At 65.7% G+C, this 22,207-nt stretch carries 4 protein-coding genes; 2 read left to right on the forward strand and 2 right to left on the reverse strand.

Annotated elements, in window-relative coordinates:
- Positions 1-96: 96 nt before the first annotated feature.
- Together BM133_RS27430 and BM133_RS34890 are read left to right on the forward strand one after the other, a co-directional pair.
- Positions 97-19,047 (forward strand): Ig-like domain repeat protein, encoded by an 18,951-nt coding sequence (locus tag BM133_RS27430; RefSeq protein ID WP_093441032.1) that lies wholly within the window; start codon positions 97-99, stop codon positions 19,045-19,047.
- The gene (locus BM133_RS34890) at positions 19,002-19,259 is read left to right on the forward strand and encodes a hypothetical protein (protein ID WP_143100226.1); all 258 of its coding nucleotides are present in this window, start codon (positions 19,002-19,004) and stop codon (positions 19,257-19,259) included. Before BM133_RS27430 ends, BM133_RS34890 begins: the two co-directional genes overlap by 46 nt.
- Positions 19,260-19,382: 123 nt before the next feature.
- On the opposite strand, the gene BM133_RS27435 is transcribed toward BM133_RS34890, so the two are convergent.
- Complete coding sequence (locus BM133_RS27435; RefSeq protein ID WP_093441035.1) at positions 19,383-21,461, reverse strand: serine/threonine-protein kinase; 2,079 nt, start codon at positions 21,459-21,461, stop codon at positions 19,383-19,385.
- A 31-nt stretch (positions 21,462-21,492) separates the two neighbouring features.
- Positions 21,493-22,206: a type VI secretion system-associated protein TagF gene (gene tagF, locus BM133_RS27440; protein WP_093441037.1), complete on the reverse strand. Its 714-nt coding sequence runs from the start codon at positions 22,204-22,206 to the stop codon at positions 21,493-21,495.
- Position 22,207: the final 1 nt, after the last annotated feature.

The raw sequence follows: 22,207 nt of genomic DNA on the forward strand, positions 1-22,207 counted from the left end.
CGTTCTGAATTTCCCGTGGATGTATTGCACAGAGGACTGCAGTACCCCGTGCCAGGTGAGATTGCAGGTCCGTGAACAACATTCAGGAATGAAGTCATGGTTGCAATCGTCAGCGGTAATAGTCTGGGCCTGAGCCTGGGTTCCTTGGCCACTCTGGGCCAGCGCGGTTTGGTGGGGACGGCGGGACAGGGGCGAAGTGGCGAACAGTCCTTCGTCAACATCGCCAACGGCAACCTCGTTCTGCAGGACCGCGACGACGTGCTCCTGGGCCGCGGGCTGGACATCAACGCCGTGCGCACCTACAACAGCCAGGGCCTGTTCACCGACGACAACGGCGACAACTGGAGCGTCGGTGCCTTCGGCCAGAAGATCGTCCTGACCTCCGGTGCCGTCGGCACTGCCGGCAGCACCCTCACGCGCACCGACCGCGACGGCGCCCAAGCCGCCTACACCTGGGACGCCGCCCAAAACCGCTACACCAGCCCTTCGGGCTCCGGCGCCTTCGACACCATCGCCTACGACGGCAACGCCTCGCAGTTCGTCTGGACCGATGGCGACACCGGCCGCATCGAGCGCTACCAATCCAGTGGCGCCGGCCGCCTGGTCTCCGTGACCGACACCGACGGCAACACCGTCAGCTACGCCTACAACGCCAACGGCACCGTGCAGTCGGTCACCGATGCCAATGGCGATGTCAGCTACTACGACTACAGCGGCACGAACCTCACCCAGATCCGCACCGTTTCGGGCGGCGTCACGACCACCACCGTGCGCTACGCCTACGACACCGGCAACCGCCTGTTCAAGGTCACCGTCGACCTCTCGCCCGGCGACAACACGGCCGCGGGCAGCGACGTCTACGTCACCACGTACACCTACGAGGGCACGAGCAAGCGTGTGGCCAGCGTCACGCAGAGCGATGGCACGCAACTCAGCTTCACCTATGTCCAGAGCGGTGGCGCCTACAAGGTGGCCACCGTCACCGACGCCCTGGGCGCGGTCACCCGCTTCAGCTACGACACCGCCCAGAACACCACCACGGTCACCGACCCGCTGGGTGCCCAGTCGGTCTACCTGTACGACGCCCAGGGCCAACTGACCCAGGTGCGCAATGGCGTCACCGCCGCCAACGTCAGCGGCCTGAGCCAGATCAGCTACGCCTACGATGCCGCGGGCAACGTCACCCTCGTCACCGATGGCGAGGGCCACAAGGTCACGCTGCAGTACGACGACCACGGCAACCTGACCCGGGAGGTCGACTCGGCCGGCGACACCCGCGTGCGCACCTACAACAGCGCCAACCAGTTGCTGACCGATACGATCTACGCCGACGCGGCCGTGGTCGATCGTGCCGCGTTCAACAAGGACGCCGCGCTGCCCGAGACCACGCGCTACGTCTATGCGGCCGGCAATGCCAACCGCCTGCGCTTTGCGATCACGCCGCAGGGCAATGTCACCGAGTACCGCTACGACGCCTACGGCCAGCGCACCAGTGCCATCAAATATGCAGGCGCTGCGTATGACACGACAGCCTTGTCCCTTGGGGATGTGCCCACCGAGGCGCAGTTGAGCAGTTGGGTCGCTGCGCAGGATCGCACACGCACCGAGCTCACCGAATTGGTCTACGACGCGCGCGGCCAGTTGAGCAGCAGCACGACCTACGCCGCGACGGCGGCCAACGGCAGCGGCGTGGCCGGCACCGCGGCCACCACCCAGTACATCTACGATCCGCGCGGGCTGCTGCTGCAGAGGATCGAACCGGCAACGACAGCTGGTGGCGCGACGGCCGTCACGACCTACACCTACGACGGCCTGGGCCGTTTGCTCAGCGTCAGCGCACCGTCGCTGGACGGTGGTGCCACGCCCAATACAACGATCACCAGCTACGACGACGCCAACGGCAAGACCAGCGTGACCATCGCCAACGGGCTGGTCACCGTCTCGGCCTACGACAAGGCCGGGCGGCTCATCAGCGTGACGCAGCAGAGTGCCGGCACCGGCGTGCTGGGCACGACCTCGTATGTCTACGACAAGGACGGCAACCTGCTGATGACGCAGGACCCGACGGGCGTGCGCAAGTGGATGCTGTATGACGAGGCGGATCGCAAGATCGCGGACATCGATGCGACCGGGGCGGTGATCGAGTATGTGTACAACGCCAATGGGCAGTTGCGCGAGACCATTGCGTACGCGACGCCGGTCGGCACGGCTGCGCTCGTAGACGGAGCGGGTAAGCCAACCACGGCATGGACGGCAAGCAACACGACGACCAGTCTGGATGCGCTGCGGCCAGTAAACATGCCGCAGGACCAGAAGGTCTGGCGCTTCTACGACACGGCCAATCGGCTCGCGTGGCAGGTGGATGCACTGGGATACGTGACGCAGACGACCTATGACGGGGCATCGCGCATTCTGAGCGTGACGCAGTTGGCCAACTCGATCGATGTGACGCAGTTGGGAAATGGGGCGAACATCGAGTTGCTGGTGAATCCGGCGACCGTGGGAGGCATTTCTCTCACCATCGATGCTGGCACCGTGACGTTTGGTACGGCTGTCACTCTCACAGCGAACATCGATGGCAACAACCCGGGTGGGATGGTGACATTCTTCAGCGGTGAGACTGTCCTGGGAAGCGCGATAGTAGCGGATGGCGTGGCTACGCTCGTCACAAGCGCACTGCCCGTAGGGGTCGACGACATCCGTGCAGCCTATTCGGGTGATACTCAGAGATCAGCCAGTGTGTCAGCGGCGGCCCAGAAAACCGTCACTGCGGCAGTGACGAACGCGGTGCTGAGTTTTTCGCCGGACTCTCCGGCTACCTATGGCGATGTGGTCACGGTATCGGTGGCGCTGACCACTGCGCAACCACCGGGACTCCCAGCGGCCACGGGGGAGGTCAAGTTCTACAGCGGCAGCACGCTCATGGGGACAGCCTCGATCATCAATGGGATGGCGGTGCTTGCCACGAGCGCTCCTTCCGTCGGAATGTTAGACATCCGCGCGGAGTACGCGGGGGATTCAACGCACGCGGCAATCTCCCATCAGCAGAACTACGTCGTCAATCCGGTGCCGACCGTCACGAAGCTGACCCAGGTCGCGGGCGGCAGTGGTGCTCTTGTGCTCTCGGCGAGCGTGGGATCGGCATTGGGTTCAGGCGCGCCAAGCGGAACGGTGACCTTCTATAACGGCGGCACCGCCATCGGCACGGCCACCTTGGTCAACGGCGTGGCGACCTTGCAATACGCAGGCGCGACAACAGGTGCGGCGTTCCAGGCCATCTACGAGGGCGATGTCACCAACGCCCCAAGCGGTACCTCAGGGACACCCGGCACCATCTCGCCTTCACTCACGAGCGTGACCTTGAGTGCATCGAGCATCAACGTAACGCAAGACCAGGCTGTTACCTTGACGGCGCGGGTGGCGGGCGCAGCACCAGGTGGCTTGGTAACATTTTTCGCGGGCATGCAGTTCCTCGGAACGGCCTCGGTGGTCGACGGCCGAGCCAACTTTGTGACCACCTATTTGCCGGTGGGGTCCGAAATTAAGCTCGGTGCGGCCTATTCGGGCGATGCGAGCAACGCCGGCAGCGTGATTTCTCAGGGGCCCATCCTGAGTGTGGCGGCCGGATCGAGCGCGGTGAGCGCGCCTGCGGTGGCTCTCAACGCTGTGGCCTTCGGCCCCCGGGGCAGCACCACGGAAGGGGTGCCCCCAACGGTCGTAGTTTATCCAGCCCAAGACTTCGACGATCTTTACTATCCGGGGGCTTACAGCGTGTTCGATGGCCAGACGTTGGTCGCGAGCTTTGTGTCTTTGAGAATGTATGGGGTCAACCTGCCTGCGATGTCAGCGGGTACCCATAACCTCACCGTCGTGTATGCGGGCGACCCCGGGCGGACCACGGCCATGGCGACCCCTCAGTTGGTCGTGGACCCTCCGGTCCACCCGAGCAGTGTGGTGCAGGTGTCTTCGTCTGTGTCGCGGATCACCGCCGGCATACCGTTAACGCTCACGGCCACGATTGGGTACCAATCTGCCGGTACTTTCAGCGACCTCGCCATAGGTGGATTAGTCACCTTCTATAGCAACGGAGCAGCCATCGGCACCGCCACCGTGACCCACGGTCTGGCCAAGTTGACGGTGAACAACTTTCCGTTAGGCACCAGCAACATCAGTGCGGTCTATTCGGGCGATGCCAGCCACGGAAGCGCCGCCTCGGCAAATCTATTGCAACAGGTCATTGCATCCACGCAAGTGGCACCTACTGCGACAGCGCTGACCTCCTCCTCGATCCAGTCGGCGTACGGTGCGTCTTTGACGCTGAACGCGTCAGTTCACGGCTGGGACGGTTCGGTCGCATCGATGGCGGGTGGCGCGATGGATTTTTATGACGGGACGACCTTCGTGGCAACGGCTCAGGTGGTGAACGGCCAAGCCAACGCTGTTCTCAATAGCCTGGCACCTGGCGTGCACAACTACACCGCAAGATACAGCGGTGACAGCAACAATGCCACCAGCGTGTCTGGGAGTTTCGCAGAAACTATCGCCGCGTCTCCCTCGTCGGTAACCTTGAGTGCCTCGGCCGTGAGTGCGACGCAAGATGCACCGATCACGCTGACAGCGCAGGTTACCGGAGCAGTCCCTGGCGGCGTCGTCACGTTTGTCAGCGGCATGACTGTGTTGGGTACGGGCGCAGTGGTCAATGGCCAGGCAAGCCTGGTCATCAACAACCTGCCAGTGGGTGTCAATGTCGTCACTGCAGGATATGGAGGAGATGCCAACAACCTCGGCAGCTTTGCATCGCAAGGCGTCAGCCTCTCCATCACCGAGGCAGTTGGTCCGATCACGCTGCTGAATACAAGGGGCTCCGACGACGTCTACGTGCGGCTTGGATACAACAGCGGGGGGCCGTGGGTGCCGGTTGAATATGCCAATATTCCAAATTACTCTGAGAGCGTGCAGATTCCGCTTGGGGGGGTGTTCTCCGCAAGCGTGTCTTTCATATGGTCGCCGCCCAGCACGCATCCGCTGACAGGTACGTACAGCTTCTTTCGTGACGGCGAGTTGCTGCAATCGAGCACTTCACTCGACTTCGCGACAAACCAGCTTCCGTTGGGCACTTACACCATCAGGGTGGTGTACTCCGGTGACTCCTACAACAAGAGCGCTGCGAGTTCGCAGGTGGTAGTGACGGTGGTTCCCGCAGCGACCAGCACACAGTTGAGCGTTTCGCGCACAAACATCACCGCCGGAGCTCCGCTCACGCTCACGGCCACCGTTGCCGGTACCGCCGCCAGCGCCTTCGGCGCCACAGGCACTGTCACGTTCTATCGCAACGGCACGGCCATAGGAACGGCCAGGGTGGTCGATGGTGTTGCCAAGTTCACCATCAGCAGCCTGCCGTTAGGCACAGCCGACATGACCGCGAGCTACTCCGGTGACGGCAACAACACGGCCAGCGCTTCGCCAGTTGTGGTCGAGGCCGTCAATGCTTCGCTCCAAGTGGCGCCTACCTCTCTTACGCTGGCCTCTGCTGGCGATCAAGCCACGGCATATGGAACGGCTGTGACACTGAGTACCTCGGTCATGTGGGGGACTGCAGTGGCACCGGATGCCGGCGGTACGGTGAGTTTTTACGAGGGGACCACCCTTGTAGCGACCGCGAACGTGGTCAATGGCCAATCCAGCGCCACGCTCAACGGCTTGTCGCCCGGAACTCATAACTTCACAGCCAGGTACAGCGGCGACAACAACAATGCGACCAGCGTCTCGGGGAGTATTTCCCAGACTGTGACTTTGACTGCGACTGCATCTGCAAGTACCGTCGTCCTGAGTGCTTCCCCAACGAGCGCAACTCAAGATGCACCGATCACGCTGACGGCGCAGGTGACAGGCACAGCCCCCGGCGGGGTTGTGACCTTTGTCAGCGGTATGACGGTGCTGGGTACAGCCGCGTTGGTCAACGGCCAAGCAAGCCTGATCATCAACAACCTCCCCTTGGGCTTGAATGTCATCACTGCGGGGTATGCAGGGGATGCCAACAACCTTGGCAGTCTTGCCTCCCAGGATGTCAATCTAACCGTTGCGGAAGCAGCCGGTCCAGTCGCCCCGTTGGACACAATGGGCACCGAGGACGTCTACCTGCGGCTCGGCGTCGACACTGGACGCCCGTGGAGACCCGTCGACTATGAGATTCTTCCCAGCTATTCCGAGAGCGCGCAATTCCCTTTAGGCGCGGAGCTCTCAGTCATGATTTCTTCGTCTTGGTCTTCCGCCAACGCACATCCGCGGACCGGGACGTACAGCTTCTTCAGCGATGGCGTGCTGCTGCAAGCGGGGCCTTCCGGTGCTCTTGTGAACAACAAGATTCAGCTGGGCACTCACACCCTCCAGGTGGTGTACTCCGGCGATTTGTATAACAAGAGTGCCGTGAGTTCAAAGGTGGTGCTCACGACGGTTCCTGCCGAGACCACTACGCAGTTGAGCGCTTCGCGCACCAGCATCACCGCCGGAGCACCGCTCACGCTCACGGCCACCATTGCCAATTCGTTTAACGTCACGGGCACCGTCACGTTCTACAGCAGCGGCACGGCTATCGGCACGGCCGGTGTGGTCGATGGTGTCGCCACGTTCATCACCAGCAGCCTGCCGCTGGGCACCGCCGACATCTCCGCCAGCTACTCCGGAGACGGCAACAACAACCCGAGCACGACGAGCGAGCCTTGGTGGAGTCCCGGCAACGTGGTAGTCACTGTTCAGTCCGATCCTTTCGATTCCTACGGTTCGCTGAGTATTTCTGCATCGCCTGTTCTCCTTGGGTCATCCGCAACGCTGAACACAACCTTCGCTGGCTCCGGTGGTCCGGACGGCGGAACTGTCACCTTCTTCGATGGCACCGATGTCATCGGATCCGCCACCCTTGTCAATGGACGCGCGAGCTTGACATTCGACGGGGGGGCCGAAGGTACGCATGCACTGAGCGCTGTGTATTCGGGTGACGCCGGCAACAGCAGCGCGACGACTTATCTGAATGTGGACGTGGTGACTTCCATCACCCCGCCGCCCCCATCGCCGCCACCGATATATGGCAGCCTCGGCGTTTCCAAAGGCCAGATCACCTATAGCACTCCCGAGGTGTTGACAGCGACCTTCGCTGGTCCGGCTGGTCCTGAAGGAGGAAACGTCACCTTCTACAACGGCACAGATGTCCTTGGCACGACCCCGCTCGCCAATGGCTCGGCCAGCCTGACGGTGAGCAACCTGCCCGTCGGCACCAATCAGCTGAGTGCCGTGTATTCAGGGGATGTGAACAACACGACGGCGACGGTATACGGCTATGTCACTGTCGCGCTCTTTCCAACCACACTGACCAACTTGACACCACCTTCGATTTCCAAGGATGGCTCGCTGTCGGTTCGTATCAATGGAGTGGAGCCCGATGGCTTGGTGAGCTTCTATGAGGGACTTCGCCTCTTGGGCACGGCCGAGGTTGTCAACTGGGTAGCCACGCTCTCCGGTGTGCCGCTGCCCCCGGGCACCCGCACTTTCACGGCAGCCTATGCTGGCGATGCCTACAACACGGAAGGCGAAGTCAGCTTCACCCAGATGGTTCAGGGGACACCCGTTACCGCCATCTATGCATCTCTGGACGTTCAGCAGGACCGCACCGTCACTCGGCTGTACAACCGCAATGGCCAGCTTCAGGGGTTGCTGGACGCCGAGGGCTACCTCACCGAGTACAAGTACAACGCTGCGGGTGAGCAGATCGAAACCATCGCCTACGCGAACCGCGCGACCGACTTCACCAGTGCGGCCGATCGCACTGCGGCCATCGCCATCGCACGCGGCAGCTATAACTTGACCGGTGTCCGTCCGCAGGAACGGGGTGATGCGGACATCCACACCTACAACTTGTACGACGCCCAAGGACGATTGGTCGGGCAGGTCGATGGCGAGGGCTACCTCACCGAAACCATCTACGACACCCGCGGCAATGTCACGCAGATCATTCGCCGCGCCAATCCGGCGGGCGCCGTCAATGCCTCCTCCACTGTGGACAGCATCCGTCCCGCACCCGACGCCGCTCAGGATCAGGTCATCACCCAGACCTGGAGCGCGGCCAACCAGCTCCTGAGCCGCACGAACGTGGAAGGCACGGTCACCCGGTTCGCCTACAACAGCGTCGGCCAACTCGTGCAGACCACCACGGCCGCGGGTACCGCGGACGAACGCATCAGCCGTGCGCGCTACGACATCCAGGGTCGCCTCATCGGCGAGCTCGACGGCCGCGGCAGCGACGCCGTGGCCCTGGCCGATCCGCTCTCCCTGTGGGCGGCCAACGGCCTGACCCACACCTACGACGCCGCAGGCCGGCGCGCCAGCACCACCGACGCCAACGGCCACCGCACGCTGTTCTTCTACGACGCCATCGGCCGACTGCGCTACACCGTCAACGCGATGGGCGAAGTCACCGAGAGCCGCTACAGCGCGATGGGCCAATTGACCGAGCAGGTCATCTACGGAGCCCCGATCGATGTCGCCACCCTGGGCGCCACTTCGCCCGGCGGGCTGGACACCGGTGCCGTGGCGGACCGGATCGCGCTCGTGGCCAATGCGGCCAAGGACACCCACGTCCTGCACACCTACAACGCCACCGGCACCCAGGCCAGCACCACCGATGCGTTGAACAGCACCACCAGCTATTCCTACAACGCCTTCCGCGAGGCCATCGCCAGCAGCTACGCATTGAAGAGCGGCTATGTCGTCACCGACACCGCCACCTACGACCGCCGCGGCCTGAAGACGCAGACAGCCCAGGACACCGGCACGCTCGGCATCACCGAACGCAAGATCTACGATGCCTTCGGCCGTGCCACCGATGTCTTCGATGGCAACGGCAATCGCAGCCAGTTTTCCTTCGACCGTCTCGGTCGGGTAGTCACCACGACCGATGCGCTCAACGGCCAGCGCCTGACCCAGTACGACGCGTTCGATCGCGTGATGTACCAGCGCGATGCCGTCGGCTACTGGACCAGCTTTGGCTACGACCTCGCCAATCGCCGCACCACGGTCTCCACCTCCGAGGGCGTTTCGGTCACGACGGTGCGCAACCGCCAGGGCCAGACCCAGAGCGTGACCGACGGCCGCGGCAACGTCACCAACTACACCTACGACAAGAGCGGCAATCTGCTGCAGACGTCTGCCGCCCTGGACGGCAGCACGACCGTCAGCACCAGCGCCACCTACGACAAGACCGGCCTCAAGTTCGACAGCACCGACGCCAATGGTGTGGTCACCAGCTACACCTACGACGCAGCCAATCGCCTGCTGACCCGCACGCTCGACCCCGCGGGCCTGAACCTCGTCACGATCTATGGCTACGACGCCAAGGGCCAGACTGTCAGCGTCACCGACCCCAAGGGCACGGCCACTGCCACCGAGTTCGATCTCACGGGCCAGACCGTGCGGCAGGTGGTCGATCCCACAGGTCTGCGCCTCACAACCAGCTACACCCACGACACCTCGGGCCAGGTGCTCACAGTCACCGACCCGAACGGCAATGTCACGCAGTACACCTACGACGGCGCCGGCCGGCGCGTCAAGGAGCAGGTCGACCCCGCGGGCCTGAATCTCACGCGCGACTACGAGTACGACGCGGCAGACAACGTCACGCGTTCCATCGATGCCAACCGCGACGCCACGCGCTATGCCTACGACGCCAACAACCGGTTGGTCTTCACGCTCGATGCCCTGGGCAACCTCTCCAGGCAAGAGTACGACGGGGAAGGGCGAGTCACACGTCGCACTTCGTACGCAGTGCCGATCGACACCACGGGCCTGGGCAATGCGCCGACTGTCGCCCAGATTCAGGCGAAGGTGGTGGTCAGCGCCGGGTCGGACGTCACCGAGAGCCGCCGCTACGACGGCGATGGCCGCCTGCACTTCCTGGTGGACGGCACGGGCTCCGTTGTCGAATACAAGTACGACAAGGCCAACAACGTCATCGAGGCGCGCGCCTATGCCAATCGGATCAACCTCGCGGGCTGGAACATCGCGGGCGATCCGCCCGTGTCGGCGGATGCGACGCGCGACGAGCGCGTGCGCACGGTGTACGACGCGCTCAACCGCGCCCTGTGGAAGGTCGATGGCGCGGGCAACGTGCGGCACAACATCTACGACGCCAACGGCAACGTCACCGAGACCCTGGCCTATGCCAACGCACTGACCGGTGCGTCGCTCGGCGCCTGGGACGGCCAGTCCGCGCCCACTGTCGTGCCTGACGCGACCCGCGACCAGCGCATCCGCACCGTCTACGACACCGCCAACCGCGCGACCTGGAGCGTCGACGCGCTGGGCGATGTTGTCCACTACACCTACGACGCCGATGGCAATGTCATCGCGAAGCGCAGCTACGCCACCCCGCTGACGGCCACGGCACTCGCCGCCTGGGACGGCCGCACGGCACCCGTCCCTGCGGCCGACGACGCACACGACCAGCGCGTGCGAAATGTCTACGACGCGGCCAACCGGCTGGTCTGGAGCGTGGACGGCATCGGCGCGGTCAGCAAGACCGAGTACGACGCCAACGGCAATGTCACGCGCCGCAGCCAGTACGCCACGCCCGTTGCCGAGGGAGCGGATCCGGCCGGCGTGCCCGACAGCGATGCCGACCGTGTCGTCGACTACCTGTACGACGCGGGCAACCGCCTGCGCTACCAGTTGCGCTGGACAGACACCTCCGAGATGGCGTCCGGCATGGGCTGGATGCGCGAGGTCACCTCCTACGACTACGACGGCGTGGGCCGGCTCGTGCGCCAGACCGCGCACGCGTGGCCACTGTTCAGCTACGTGGGCAACGACATCGACTCTGTCTTCGGCAACCTGAGCGTTGCACCGGGCATCGACCAGGCGAAGTACATGGTCTACGACGCCGCGGGTCGATTGAGCTGGAGCGTGGACGGCACCGGCGCCGTCACGCGCAACGACTACGACGGCACCGGTCGCGCCGTGCGCACGATCCAGTACGCCCAGACCGTCGATGTCCTCGGATTCGGGGGGGCTGCGAACGGCTATGCGATCCCGCAACTGACCGACAGTGCGCTCCAGTCGTTGCTGCGTCCCGATGCCGCGGTCGACCGCATCACCGCATTCGCCCATGATGGTGCGGGCCGCCGCACCTTCACGGTCGATGCACTGGGCAGTGTCGGTCGAACTGTCTATGACGCCTTCGGCAATGTCACGCAGCAGATCGGCTACGACATTCGAACAGCCCCTCCCACGACAGCGAGCATCTACACCGATGCCGGCTTGCAGGCGAGCACGGGCACCAATGCGAGCGCCGATCGCATCCAGCGCTTCGCCTACGACCAGGCCAATCGCCAGGTCTTCGCCGTCGATGCCCAGGGTGGCACGACCGAATCCGTCTACGACGGCCTCGGCCAGGAAGTGCAAACCCGCCGATATGCGCGGGCGATCAATGTCGCAGGCTTGAGCACCACGGCCAGCGCGGCCGACGTGCGCGCGCGCGCGACTGCCGATACCGTCAACGACCGTGTCTCGCACCAGGTCTTCAATGGCGCCGGGCAAAAGATCTACGGCGTCGATCCCATGGGCTTCGTCAGCAAGACCGACTACGACGGTCTGGGAATGGTGCGCGGCACCACCCAATACGCGCTGTCCATCCCGACGGACACCGCCAACACGGCCACCGCCATCGCCGACGCCGTCGTCATCTCGCCCGACGATCGCCCCAAGAGCTTTCAATACGACGCCGTCGGACGCGTGCTCTCCACCGTCGACGCCATGGGCTTTCCCGAGTCGTGGACCTACGACGCCCTCGGCAACAAGACCAGCTACACCAACGCCAAGCAGGCCGTGTGGACTTACGCGTACGACGTCTACGGCCGGCTGGTGCAGGAGACCTCTCCGCAGGTCGAGCTCACCGCAGTCACACCGGATGGCAATGGCCGCCTGCAGGTCGATGCGGGCTCGAGTGGTACTGGCAATGTCATCACGGTGCTGAGGTACGACAGCTTCGGCAATCTGCGCAGCCGCACCGAAGGTGCGTGGCGACCTGAAGAGCGCACCACCACCTACGAGTACGACCGGGTTGGTCGTCAGGTCAAGGTTATCTATCCGGCCGTGGGCGTATACAACGGCGAGTCGGCCGCCACGCTCGCAGCCAACGGCGCCAACGGGTCTGCTATACGGGTGGAATCGGTGCAGAACCTCTTCACCGAGACAACCTACGACGCCCTGGGCAATGCCGTCGCCAATCGCGACATCGGCGGAAACTACAGCTACAAGACCTACGACAACCTGGGTCGCATGGCCCATGAGATCGATGCGCTGGGCTACGTCACCGGCTACGAACGCAACACCTTCGGCGATGTGAAAACGCTGACCCGCTTTGCGGCCGGTACAACCCTGGCCGCCGGCGCGGCAGCCAATCCCACTCAGGCCCCCACCCGAGACCAGGTGGTTGCCACGATGGGCGCCCTGCTCTCCGGCGCGGACCGCGCGTTGCGCACCGACTACGACCGCCTCGGACGCGCCATCCAGGTGGCCGAGACGCAGACCGCCGGCTACGACGCCACGCTCGCGACCCAGAACTTCAACGCCAGCAAGACCACGCGCAACACCTACGACAGCTTCGGTCAACTCGTGCAGGTGGCCAAGCTCAAGAACGCTGCTGCCGGCACCTGGGCCCTGACCACCACCTTCTACGACCGGCGCGGTCAGCAGACCGACAGCGTCGACGCGGAAGGCCATGTCACCACGCAGGCCTTCGATGCGGGCGGCAACGTGGCCTCCCGCACCGAGTACGCGAACAAGCTGGACAACTGGGCGGGCCTCGAGGCGATGGCTGGCTGGACGGGGGCAACCAACGCCGGCGCAAGCGGAACGGCGCCCCGGCCCGCAGCGAACGCAAGGGACGACCGAACCACCACCACCATGTACGACCGCAACAATCGCAAGACGAGCGAGACGCGGGTCAACGTGGAATACAGCGCCGCTTCAGAAGCCAGCGCGACGCGCGGCAATCTCACGACCGTCTATGAATACGACGCCGTGGGCAACCTCACGGTGACCACCGATGCCCTGGGTGGGCGCACCGTCAGCTACTACGACGCCCTCGGGCGCGTGACGGCCGTGGCCGAGCCCACGCACGCGGGCGCCGACGGCAGCACGCCGATCACGCCGTTGACCGTCTTCCGGCGCGATGCGCACGGCAACGTGGTGCTCAAGACCGAGTTCATCAACGGCGCCGATGCGAACGGCAATGCGCTCAGTCCCCATGCCATGCCGGACCATGTGGCCATCGCGAATCCCGAGCTTGTGAAGCTGCGTGGCGAGGGCTATGTCGACATCAACGACATCGGCTACATGTCCAGCGCCGCCTTCCCCGGCAGCAAGCCCTTGTACCGCCTGCAGGGCACGTTCTACAGCTGGGTCAACGCCTACACGACCGACGAGAGCGAGCGGGCTTTCGACAACGCCTCGGGCGCCTGGAAAGACGGGGGCATCGTCGGCTACGTGGCCGATCCAGAGAGTCCCCAGCCGGCTGGCACGATCCCGCTCTACCGGCTTCATCAGTTCAACCCGCCATGGGCCTATACCCAGCTGGTCTCCGATCCGGGGACCATTGCGGCGCTGGAAGCCACGGGTTGGGGCGAGAAGAAGCTCATGGGCTATGTCAGCGCCGCGCCGACCGCGACGCTGGATACGCCCCTGCACCACATGCAGTTGGCGATCACCGACCCGCTGCTCGGCTTGGTGGGCGCGCAGAACCATCTCTATGTGCCCGGCACCCTCAACGTCGCCCCCGATCCGGTGCGCGACGCCGATCTCTACGCCAACACCGACCGCGCCAGCTTCAGCCAATACGACGCACTGGGTCACAAGGTGCAGACCACCGACGCCATGGGCGTCAACCACTACAGCTCCTACAACAGCCAGGGCCTCGTGGCCAAGGACTGGCAAGGCGTCAGCGGCAACGACGGTGCTACGCACACCCTGTTCCGCGCCTATGCCTACGACGCGCTGGGCCAGCAGACCCATGTGTACGACCCAGGCACCGCCACCGACAACGCGGACGCCACCCAGGGCGGGGCCAGCGGCATCTACACGACCAACCCCAAGGCCACCGTCACCCCCGCGCCGCCCCCCGGCAGCGTTCTGGGTGGCGGATTCCCGGGGCAACCGGTCGACAACGGCAAGCTCGCGCTGCAACTGGCCAACGTCGTGAATGCGCAGGGCGGTGCTGTGCGGGTCCAGTTCGACTACGTCACGCACGCCACCACATCGCCGGGAGACGAAAACACGCCCGAAACCATCACCCCCGGCCGCGCAGGCACCTTCTCGCAGGACTTCCCGTCGGCCGCCACCGCGGCGCAGGGCGTGACGCTATCGCCCGAGGAGCCCATGGCCGGCGTCTCGGCCATCCGGATCCTCCAGGAACAAAGCCCAGGCAATTGGGTGCTGCTGTGGCAAGGCGCGCCGGCACAAGCGGATGGCCAGACCAACACCACCGCAGGCGCGAACGCTTCCGCCCCCCCCGTCGACACCGCCATGGCCTACAACGCCTTCGGCGAACTCGTGACCAAGAGCGTCAACGGCCAGGCCGGCGAATACTTCGACTACAACAACGCCGGCCAGCTCTGGCGCACCAACGCCGGCGACGGCGTGGACAAAGTGGCGCTGTACGACCTCCTTGGCAACCAGAGCGCCGACATCCGCAGCGCGGGCAAGGCCCGCGGCGACCTCAACCTGCGCGCCTATGGCACCGCGGCTGAAGTGCGCGACCTGGTCGACGTGCGTCGCACCAACACCAGCTACGACCTGCTGGGCCGCGTCACGCAGCAGGCCCTGGCCGAACGCTGGACCGACAGCCAGGGTGGGGTCACGGCGCAAACCGGCAAGCTGGGCATAGCCATCCTCGGCGGCAGCGGCAACAACAGCGTCGCACTGAGTTGGCCCGGCGTCCTCGAAGGCCTGGGCGGCGGCGACGTGCAGGTCACGCTGCACTACACCCAGCGCGATGCCAACGGGGCCGAGACGGGCGTCACCAGCCGCACTGTCACGGTCAGCGCCTTGCAGGCCGCCAGCGGCTACACCATGGCCTGGGCCGACGCCAGCGACGCCGTGCCCAACGGGGTGGTACGGGTGACCCACGTCACCGTGCAGAAGCGCGATCTTCTGGGCGATTGGCAGACCGTGATCAACCAGGACGGCACGGGCAACGCCGGGCGCAGCGTGCGCATCGACGCGCCTGGCACGCCCGCCGGGCCGCCGCCCGGTGCGCAGATCAACCTGCAGTGGCGCGTTGCCGGCAGTGCCGGCGACAGCGGCTGGGTGAATGCGCCGCTGGCCAATTTCGGAGAGAGCCTGCGCTTCGACGCCTCCGCGTTCGGCGAAGGCAGCTACGAGTACCGCGTGTTCACCGCGCTCATGAACCAGCCGGCGACGGTCACGGCCAGTGGCGTACTCTCGGTCACGCCGCCGGTGCTCAGCAGCTTCAGCGCCAACGGCAGCGTCAATGCCGCGGCGCAAACCTTCGACTGGCAAAGCCCGGGCGCTGGCGACACGCAGATCATTCGCTTGCGCCAGGTGGGCACCGCTGCGTGGTACGAGCAAGCCATCGGCCAGAACGGCGGCACCAGCAGCATCAGCCTGGCCGACCTGCCCGGCAACGTCACCTACGAGTACGAACTGCTGTGGAGCCATGCGGGTGAGGCGGGACCCTATGCGCATGCAACCGGGCAAATCTACAAGAAGGCCGCGGTGGCCGGCACGCCAGACATACCGGGCACGGACGAGCGGACCGTGAGCCTGCCTCACATCGATGGCGTAGTGGTGGAGTCGCGAACAGAGAGCGTTGAAAACGACGAGAACGGCAATCCCGTCACGACCCGCACCGTGTGGGTCGTGCGCCTGCCGCCGCCCCCCCTGGGCTTGGTCGGCCGCGTGGGCATGCGCATCAACGGCGACAACCTTCCGCTCCTGCTCATGCAGCAGCGCCAATGGCCGCCATCGCGCCCAGACGGCTACGATGAGTTCGTCGTCACGGATTCGAGCATCCTGCTGCGCGGCCAGGTCTACGAGTTCGTCTACTCCTACTCCCCCTTTCTCAATGCCGACGCCACGCAGTACACCTCCGGCAAGTTGACCTACTTCGCGGACGGCAGCGTGCAGTTCGAGGACACCACGCCGCCTGTGCAGGTCATTCCCGCCACGCCCGGCGTTCCCGGCACACCGGGCACGCCGGCCCAGTACACCTACACCGGCACGACCCCCGACAGCCCCTATGCCATCAGCCAGGATCGCTGGCTGGGCGGCCCGCAGCTGCACATCGGCCAGGCCCTCAACGGCAGCGGTGCCGGCTATGTGCGCCCGGTGGTCACGCAGAACACCGACCGCTGGGGCAACGTGGTCTCCATCACCGACCCGCGCTCCAGTGCCTGGAAAACCACCTACCGCTACAACGCCAACAACCAGTTGGTGCAGCAGGTGCAGACCGACTCGGACGGCAATGCAGGTGCCGATGCGAGCGGCAACGTCACCAACACCAACGCACCGGTCACGCAGGTCTACTTCGACGCGCTGGGCCGCCAGGTGGCCGTGCGCGACGCCAGGGACAACGTCAATGCCCAGGTGTGGGACGCGGGCGGCAACCTCGTGCAGGAGCGTCACGCCGACGGCGGCACGATCGATCACCGCTTCAACGCCTTCGGCAACGAGGTCGCGACAGTCGATGCAAGGCGCAATACCACCACCTCGACCTACGACAAACTCGACCGCCTGGTGCGCACCGTGCGCCCTGCGGCGGGCGTGTACACCTCCGGGTTCGTGCTCGGGGGCGTGGTGGTCACGAACCTGGGCGAGCGCAACCTGCAGGAAACCCAGCGCTGGGACCAGGCCGGCCGCAAGCTGAGCCAGACCAACGCCAACAACGAGACCGTCAAGTACGCCTACGACCTGCGCGGCAACCTGGTGGGCACCACCCAGCTGCGCGCCGAGGGCAGCGCCACGCCCGAGCGGCTGGCCACCATTGCCGCCTACGACGCGCGCAACCAAAAGATCCTGGAGGTGGACGCCAACGGCAGCAATACCACCTGGCGCTACGACTACTTCGGCCAGCTGCAGGCGCGCACTGACCTGGGCAAGACCGGCTACGGCTACAGCTACGACAACGCGCGCCAGCTGTTCCAGATCTCCGGTGGCCAGGGCCAGACGATGCAGTACGACGCGGCCGGCCAGCTGGTGCGCATCGACGACACGCGAATCGGCACCACCAGCACCTACGTCTACGACCTGGCGGGCCGCCACGTGCGCGAGACCACCGTCAACAACGCCAGCGTCTACCAGGACAACTTCATCGCCTACGACGCGCTCGGGCGCATGCGCTGGGTGGCGGACGCGCGCGCCTACGTCAACATCGAGTACGACAAGGCGGGCAACCGCACCCGGGTCACCACCGTGGCGCGCGATGTCGGCGTGCAGGCCGCCTCCGACACCGCCTACACCTACGACGCGATGAACCGCCAGCTCACCGCCGGCAGCCACACCTTCACTTACGACGCCAACGGCAATCGCGCGAGCGACACCGACAGCAGCAGCGGCGGCATCAACGAGAGCTACGACTACGACGCATTGAACCGCCTCACCCGGACCTCGCGCAGCGACGGCACCTACGAGGTGCGCGCCTACGACGCAGCCAGCCGCGTGGTGCAGACCGCCGAAGAAGCTGGAGTCAAGTCCGACGACTACGACGACAACGGACGCCTGATCGCCTCCACGCAGCTGAAGGGCACGGCTTCGGCGCTCTCCGGGAGCAACACCACCATCTACTTCTACGACGCGGCGGGCAACGCGGTGAACTCGCTGTACGTGGACCCGGGCTCCAACACCAGCAGCCACACGCACACCACCTACGTGGCGGGCCCGCAGGGCTATCAGCAGTTGGCCAGCACCACCATCAACGCGCGCGGCGCGATCCAGATCGAGGCGGGCACCGGCAACACGACGGGCCTGGTGCTCAACGGGGCGGCCAGCACCATCGGCAGCGTGACCAATCACTACGACGCCAACGGCAACAAGACCCTGATCGTCAACGACTTCGAGGGCAACCCGGCTGCGCGCAACCGCAACTTCGTCTACGACGCGGGGGGGCGGATGCTATGGACCGACGACGGCACGGGCAACCACATCCAGCGCCAGTTGATCGTCAATGGGGAAGCGCTGGGGCAGTACGGCGAGACGGTCGGGGGGCGCATGCCCTTCGGCTTCCCCAACTTCACGCTGCTGGGCTACAACGCGCAGGCCACCTTCGACTTTGCGAGCCAGCGCATGAGCGGCCTGGGCACCAACCCGGGGGTGTGGGTGGTGCGCGAGGGCGACACGCTGCAGAGCATCGCCAAGAGCACCTACGGGGACCCGAGCCTGTGGTACCGCATCGCCGAGGCCAATGGCCTGGCCGACAACGCGGACCTGGTCAACGGCCAGGCGCTGACGCTGCCGGTGGTGTTGTCCAACGCGAGCAATGTCAATACCTTCACGCCTTATGACCCGAGCAGGCTTGTGGGGGACATCACGCCCACGATGCTGGACCTGCCTCAGCCGGCGCAGGACAAGGGGTGTGGGGGACTTGGGCAGGTCATTGTGGCCATCGTCCCCGTGGTCGTGGCGGTCTATACCGGGGGTGCGGCACTCGCGGCCATGGGCACGACCGCTGCGACCGCGAGTACTGGCGCACTGGTCGCCTCAGGTGCTATTGGCGGGGCTGTCGGTTCCATCGCAAGTCAAGTGGTGGGCGTGACTATCGGAGCGCAAGACTCCTTCAGTTGGAAGGGTGTGGCGCTCGGGGCGATCGGGGGCGCAATTGGGGGTGGCCTGGGTGGTTCCAACCTTTTGGCACGGCAAGTCAGACTGCGCTGGTGGGCAATGCGATCGTGCGAAATGCTATCGGCAACGCCGCATCCCAAGGCGTTGCAATTGCTACGGGCTTGCAGGACAAGTTCAGTTGGAAGAGCGTCGCCACCAGTGCCGTGAGCGCGGGTGTGGGCCAAGGCTTGAATGCGGCGATGGGCTATCACCCTGGTCAACTCGGCGTTCAGTTCGATCTGGGCAAGAGCCTGGTCTCGGGTCTGGGCGGCAGCCTCGCGGCGCAGGCTGTGCGCGGTGGAAAGATCAGTGCGGCAGCACTCGCATCGGATGCCTTTGGCAATGTAATCGGGGATGCAATTGGTGCTCTACACGCCTAGTCGCAAGATTTCGAGGCAGCGAGCCACGGTGGAGCCACCACCTCGTATTGACCATCAGAGGTGCGCACCGATCCAAGCAAGATCACCTACGGTTCCGACAACCTGCCCGTAGGCAAGGCGCCCCTACTTGAACTCGTGCGCCACCACAGGCGCCGACCGGCTGTCCTGCACCGTCACCCGTTGCCGGTACGGCTCCAGGTCCCCATTGCGCACCTCGATGTTGTAGATCCCCGGCCGCAGCGACAGCGACTTGAGCGGCGGGCTCACCCCGCGGTCCGCGCCATCGACGAGCACCTGGCCCCACGGCCGGATGTTGAATTGCACGCGCCCCATCCCCGGTGACGCCGCAGTCGGCGATGCGCCACTCGCCACCACGGTCGGCACATTGTTCGTCGAGGGCACCGACGTCGGCGGCGCGGGCATCGTCGGCGACAGCCGGTTCAACTCGGCGATGGCGTTGCGCGCTTCCCGTGCATGCGGGCCGCGCCGGTAGCGGCGCAGGTACGCCTCGTAGCCTTCGCGCGAGTTCTCGGCTTGCGCGAGGTTCCAGTCCTCGACCTCGCTGGTGGCCTGGGCGGCTTCGGGCGGCACGGTGGGCGTGGCCACTGCCACCGGGGGTTCGGGCGGAGGCGCGGCAGCGGGCGCGCTCTCGGGCGGCGGCGTCATCGGCGCCCCACCTGTCGCTGCACTGGCAGGCGCTGCAGGCGGCGTGGCGCCACCGGCAATGACCGTGGCAACACCGGTCGGCGTGCCCTCGGCGATGGCGGGCGTCGTCCCGGGCGCTGCACTTGGGTCCGGCTGCGGCATCGCGGCCGGCGGCGCGCTGGGGTCGGACATCGGCGCCGCAGGCGGCGGCACCGGCACCATGGCGGTGGTCGTGTCCGGCTTGTCCGAGGTCATGCGCAGGCCGATCCACCAGCCGACAGCCACCAGCGCGATCAGCAACACGCCGACCAGGCCCCAGCGCGGCAAGGCCGACGACTTCGCGCCCGCGGCGGGCTCGCTGCTTTCGCCCTTCGACGATGCGGCGCGCGGCGGCGGCGGCGTGGGCGTCCTGGCGGCCTTCGCCGGCTCGGCCGCCATTGCGGGCGGCGAGACGAAGGCGGTGGTCTCGAGCGGTGCCGGCGCGGGCACGGACGCGGACACGGGCGAGAACGGCGGCGGTGTCAGCGGCGCGAGCGGCGGAGGCGGCGGCGTCGCCGACACGGGCGCTGCCGGAATGATCACCGTCGGCGCCGCCATCGCGTTCACGTAGATGTCGCCCAGCTTCACGAGCCCCAGTTCGGCCGCGAAGGCGGACACGGTCTGCGTGCGGTCCTTGCTGTGCACGGCCAGCGTGTGGTCGACCGCGGCGCAGAAGCCCGGGCTCAGGTCGCTGCGCCCCATGGACGCGAGCGGCACATACGCGTCCTGCACGCTGCGCACCACGGCCGAGGGCGGCGGGTGGCCGGTGACCGCGCGGTACAGCACGGCGCCCAGCGCATACATGTCGGTCCAGGCGCCCTGCAGCAGCGTGTTGTCGTCGGCGTACTGCTCGATGGGCGAGTAGCCCGACTTCACCATCACCGCCACTTCGTCGACCAGGTCGGCAATCGACTTGCGCGCCGCGCCGAAATCCAGCAGCACCGGCAGGTCGTCGTGCTGGATGAAGATGTTGTCGGGCGCGATGTCGCGGTGAAAGCACTGGTTGCGGTGCAGCGTCTCCAGGGCGCCGAGCAGCGGGCCGAGCATGCCCAGGAGCCACGGCTCGGTGATCCTGGAGGGCTCTTCGTCGGCCAGGCGGCGCAGCGTGCGCCCCTTGTAGAGCTGGATCGCCATGTAGGCGGTGGAGTTCGATTCCCAGAAGCGATGCACCCGCACCAGCGCCGGATGGCTGAACTGCGCGAGCGTGCGCGCCTCGTTGATGAAGCTGCGCAGGCCCGCCTGGAAGGTGGCGGTGAGCCGCTCGGAGCGCACGTGCACGCTGTTGTCGCCCACGCGGCGCGCGAGCATGGAGGGCATGTACTCCTTGATCGCGACCTCGCGCTGCAGCGAATGGTCGTAGGCGCGGTAGACGATGCCGAAGCCGCCTTCGCCGATCACCTCCAGGAGCTCGAACTCGTCCAGCCGGTGGCCCGTGCCCAGCGGGTGCGGTTTCTCCGAGGTGTCCTGTGCATCGGACGGCGAACTGTCGCCGCCGCTGCCACTGCCGTGCGTCGTCATGCATCTCCTCCTGCCGCAGGAAGCTGGTTTTTCATGCCCATGGCACGTGCCCCTGCGAAAACAATTTCGAGAACAGCGGTGTGTTGAGGCCGCCGCCATGGGCCGCGGTCCTCAACGGTGAACCGTCGGCCTGGTTGGTCCACCAGTAGCTGGTGCTGCCGAAAGGATCGAAACACAGTGGAAGCTCCGGCCAGCCCAGGCGTTGTTGGGCGCTCGCGCCAGCGGCTGTAGGCCCGAGGATGGAAAGAATGTCGTCCGAGCCGCCACTGGCGGTGCGAAAGCCCTCGCGCCCGGCGGCGAGGATCTGGCCGTCGAACAGATCGGGCGCCACGCCATGGCGAATGGCCTGCAGCAAGGCGGTGCCGCATTGCCAGTACCAGGAAGCCGAGCCTTCGAGCACCGCGGGCCGGTAGTTCGATGCGGACACCTGCAGCGTCACGCACACGGGGTAGTAGCGGCCCACGCGGTCGCAGCTCGGCGCGATGCAGCCGAACTGCACTGCATCGACGCCGTGCGTCGCGGGGATCGCGAAGTTCCAGACCGGTGCCACTGCGTAGTGGCGCGTCATGGCATCGGGCCAGCGCTTGAAGCTGCCCAGCCCGTTCTGCATCCAGCGGTCCCACCAGGCCTGCAGCTCGCGCGGCATGCGGCGGTACAGAAAGTCGCCCGCACCGGGCAGCTTGCCGTACCAGCCGATCTGCTCGTCGACCGGCACCCAGGCGTGCGGAGGGATGCTGCTGTTCATC

It is taken from the genome of Variovorax sp. 770b2, from assembly GCF_900115685.1.
Lineage (GTDB): Bacteria > Pseudomonadota > Gammaproteobacteria > Burkholderiales > Burkholderiaceae_C > Variovorax.

Bases quoted from the DNA above. Each gene is read 5' to 3' on its own strand.
- BM133_RS27430 (WP_093441032.1), top strand. From the start codon at position 97: ATGGTTGCAATCGTCAGCGGTAATAGTCTGGGCCTGAGCCTGGGTTCC.
- BM133_RS27435 (WP_093441035.1), bottom strand. From the start codon at position 21,461: ATGACGACGCACGGCAGTGGCAGCGGCGGCGACAGTTCGCCGTCCGAT.
- tagF (WP_093441037.1), bottom strand. From the start codon at position 22,206: ATGAACAGCAGCATCCCTCCGCACGCCTGGGTGCCGGTCGACGAGCAG.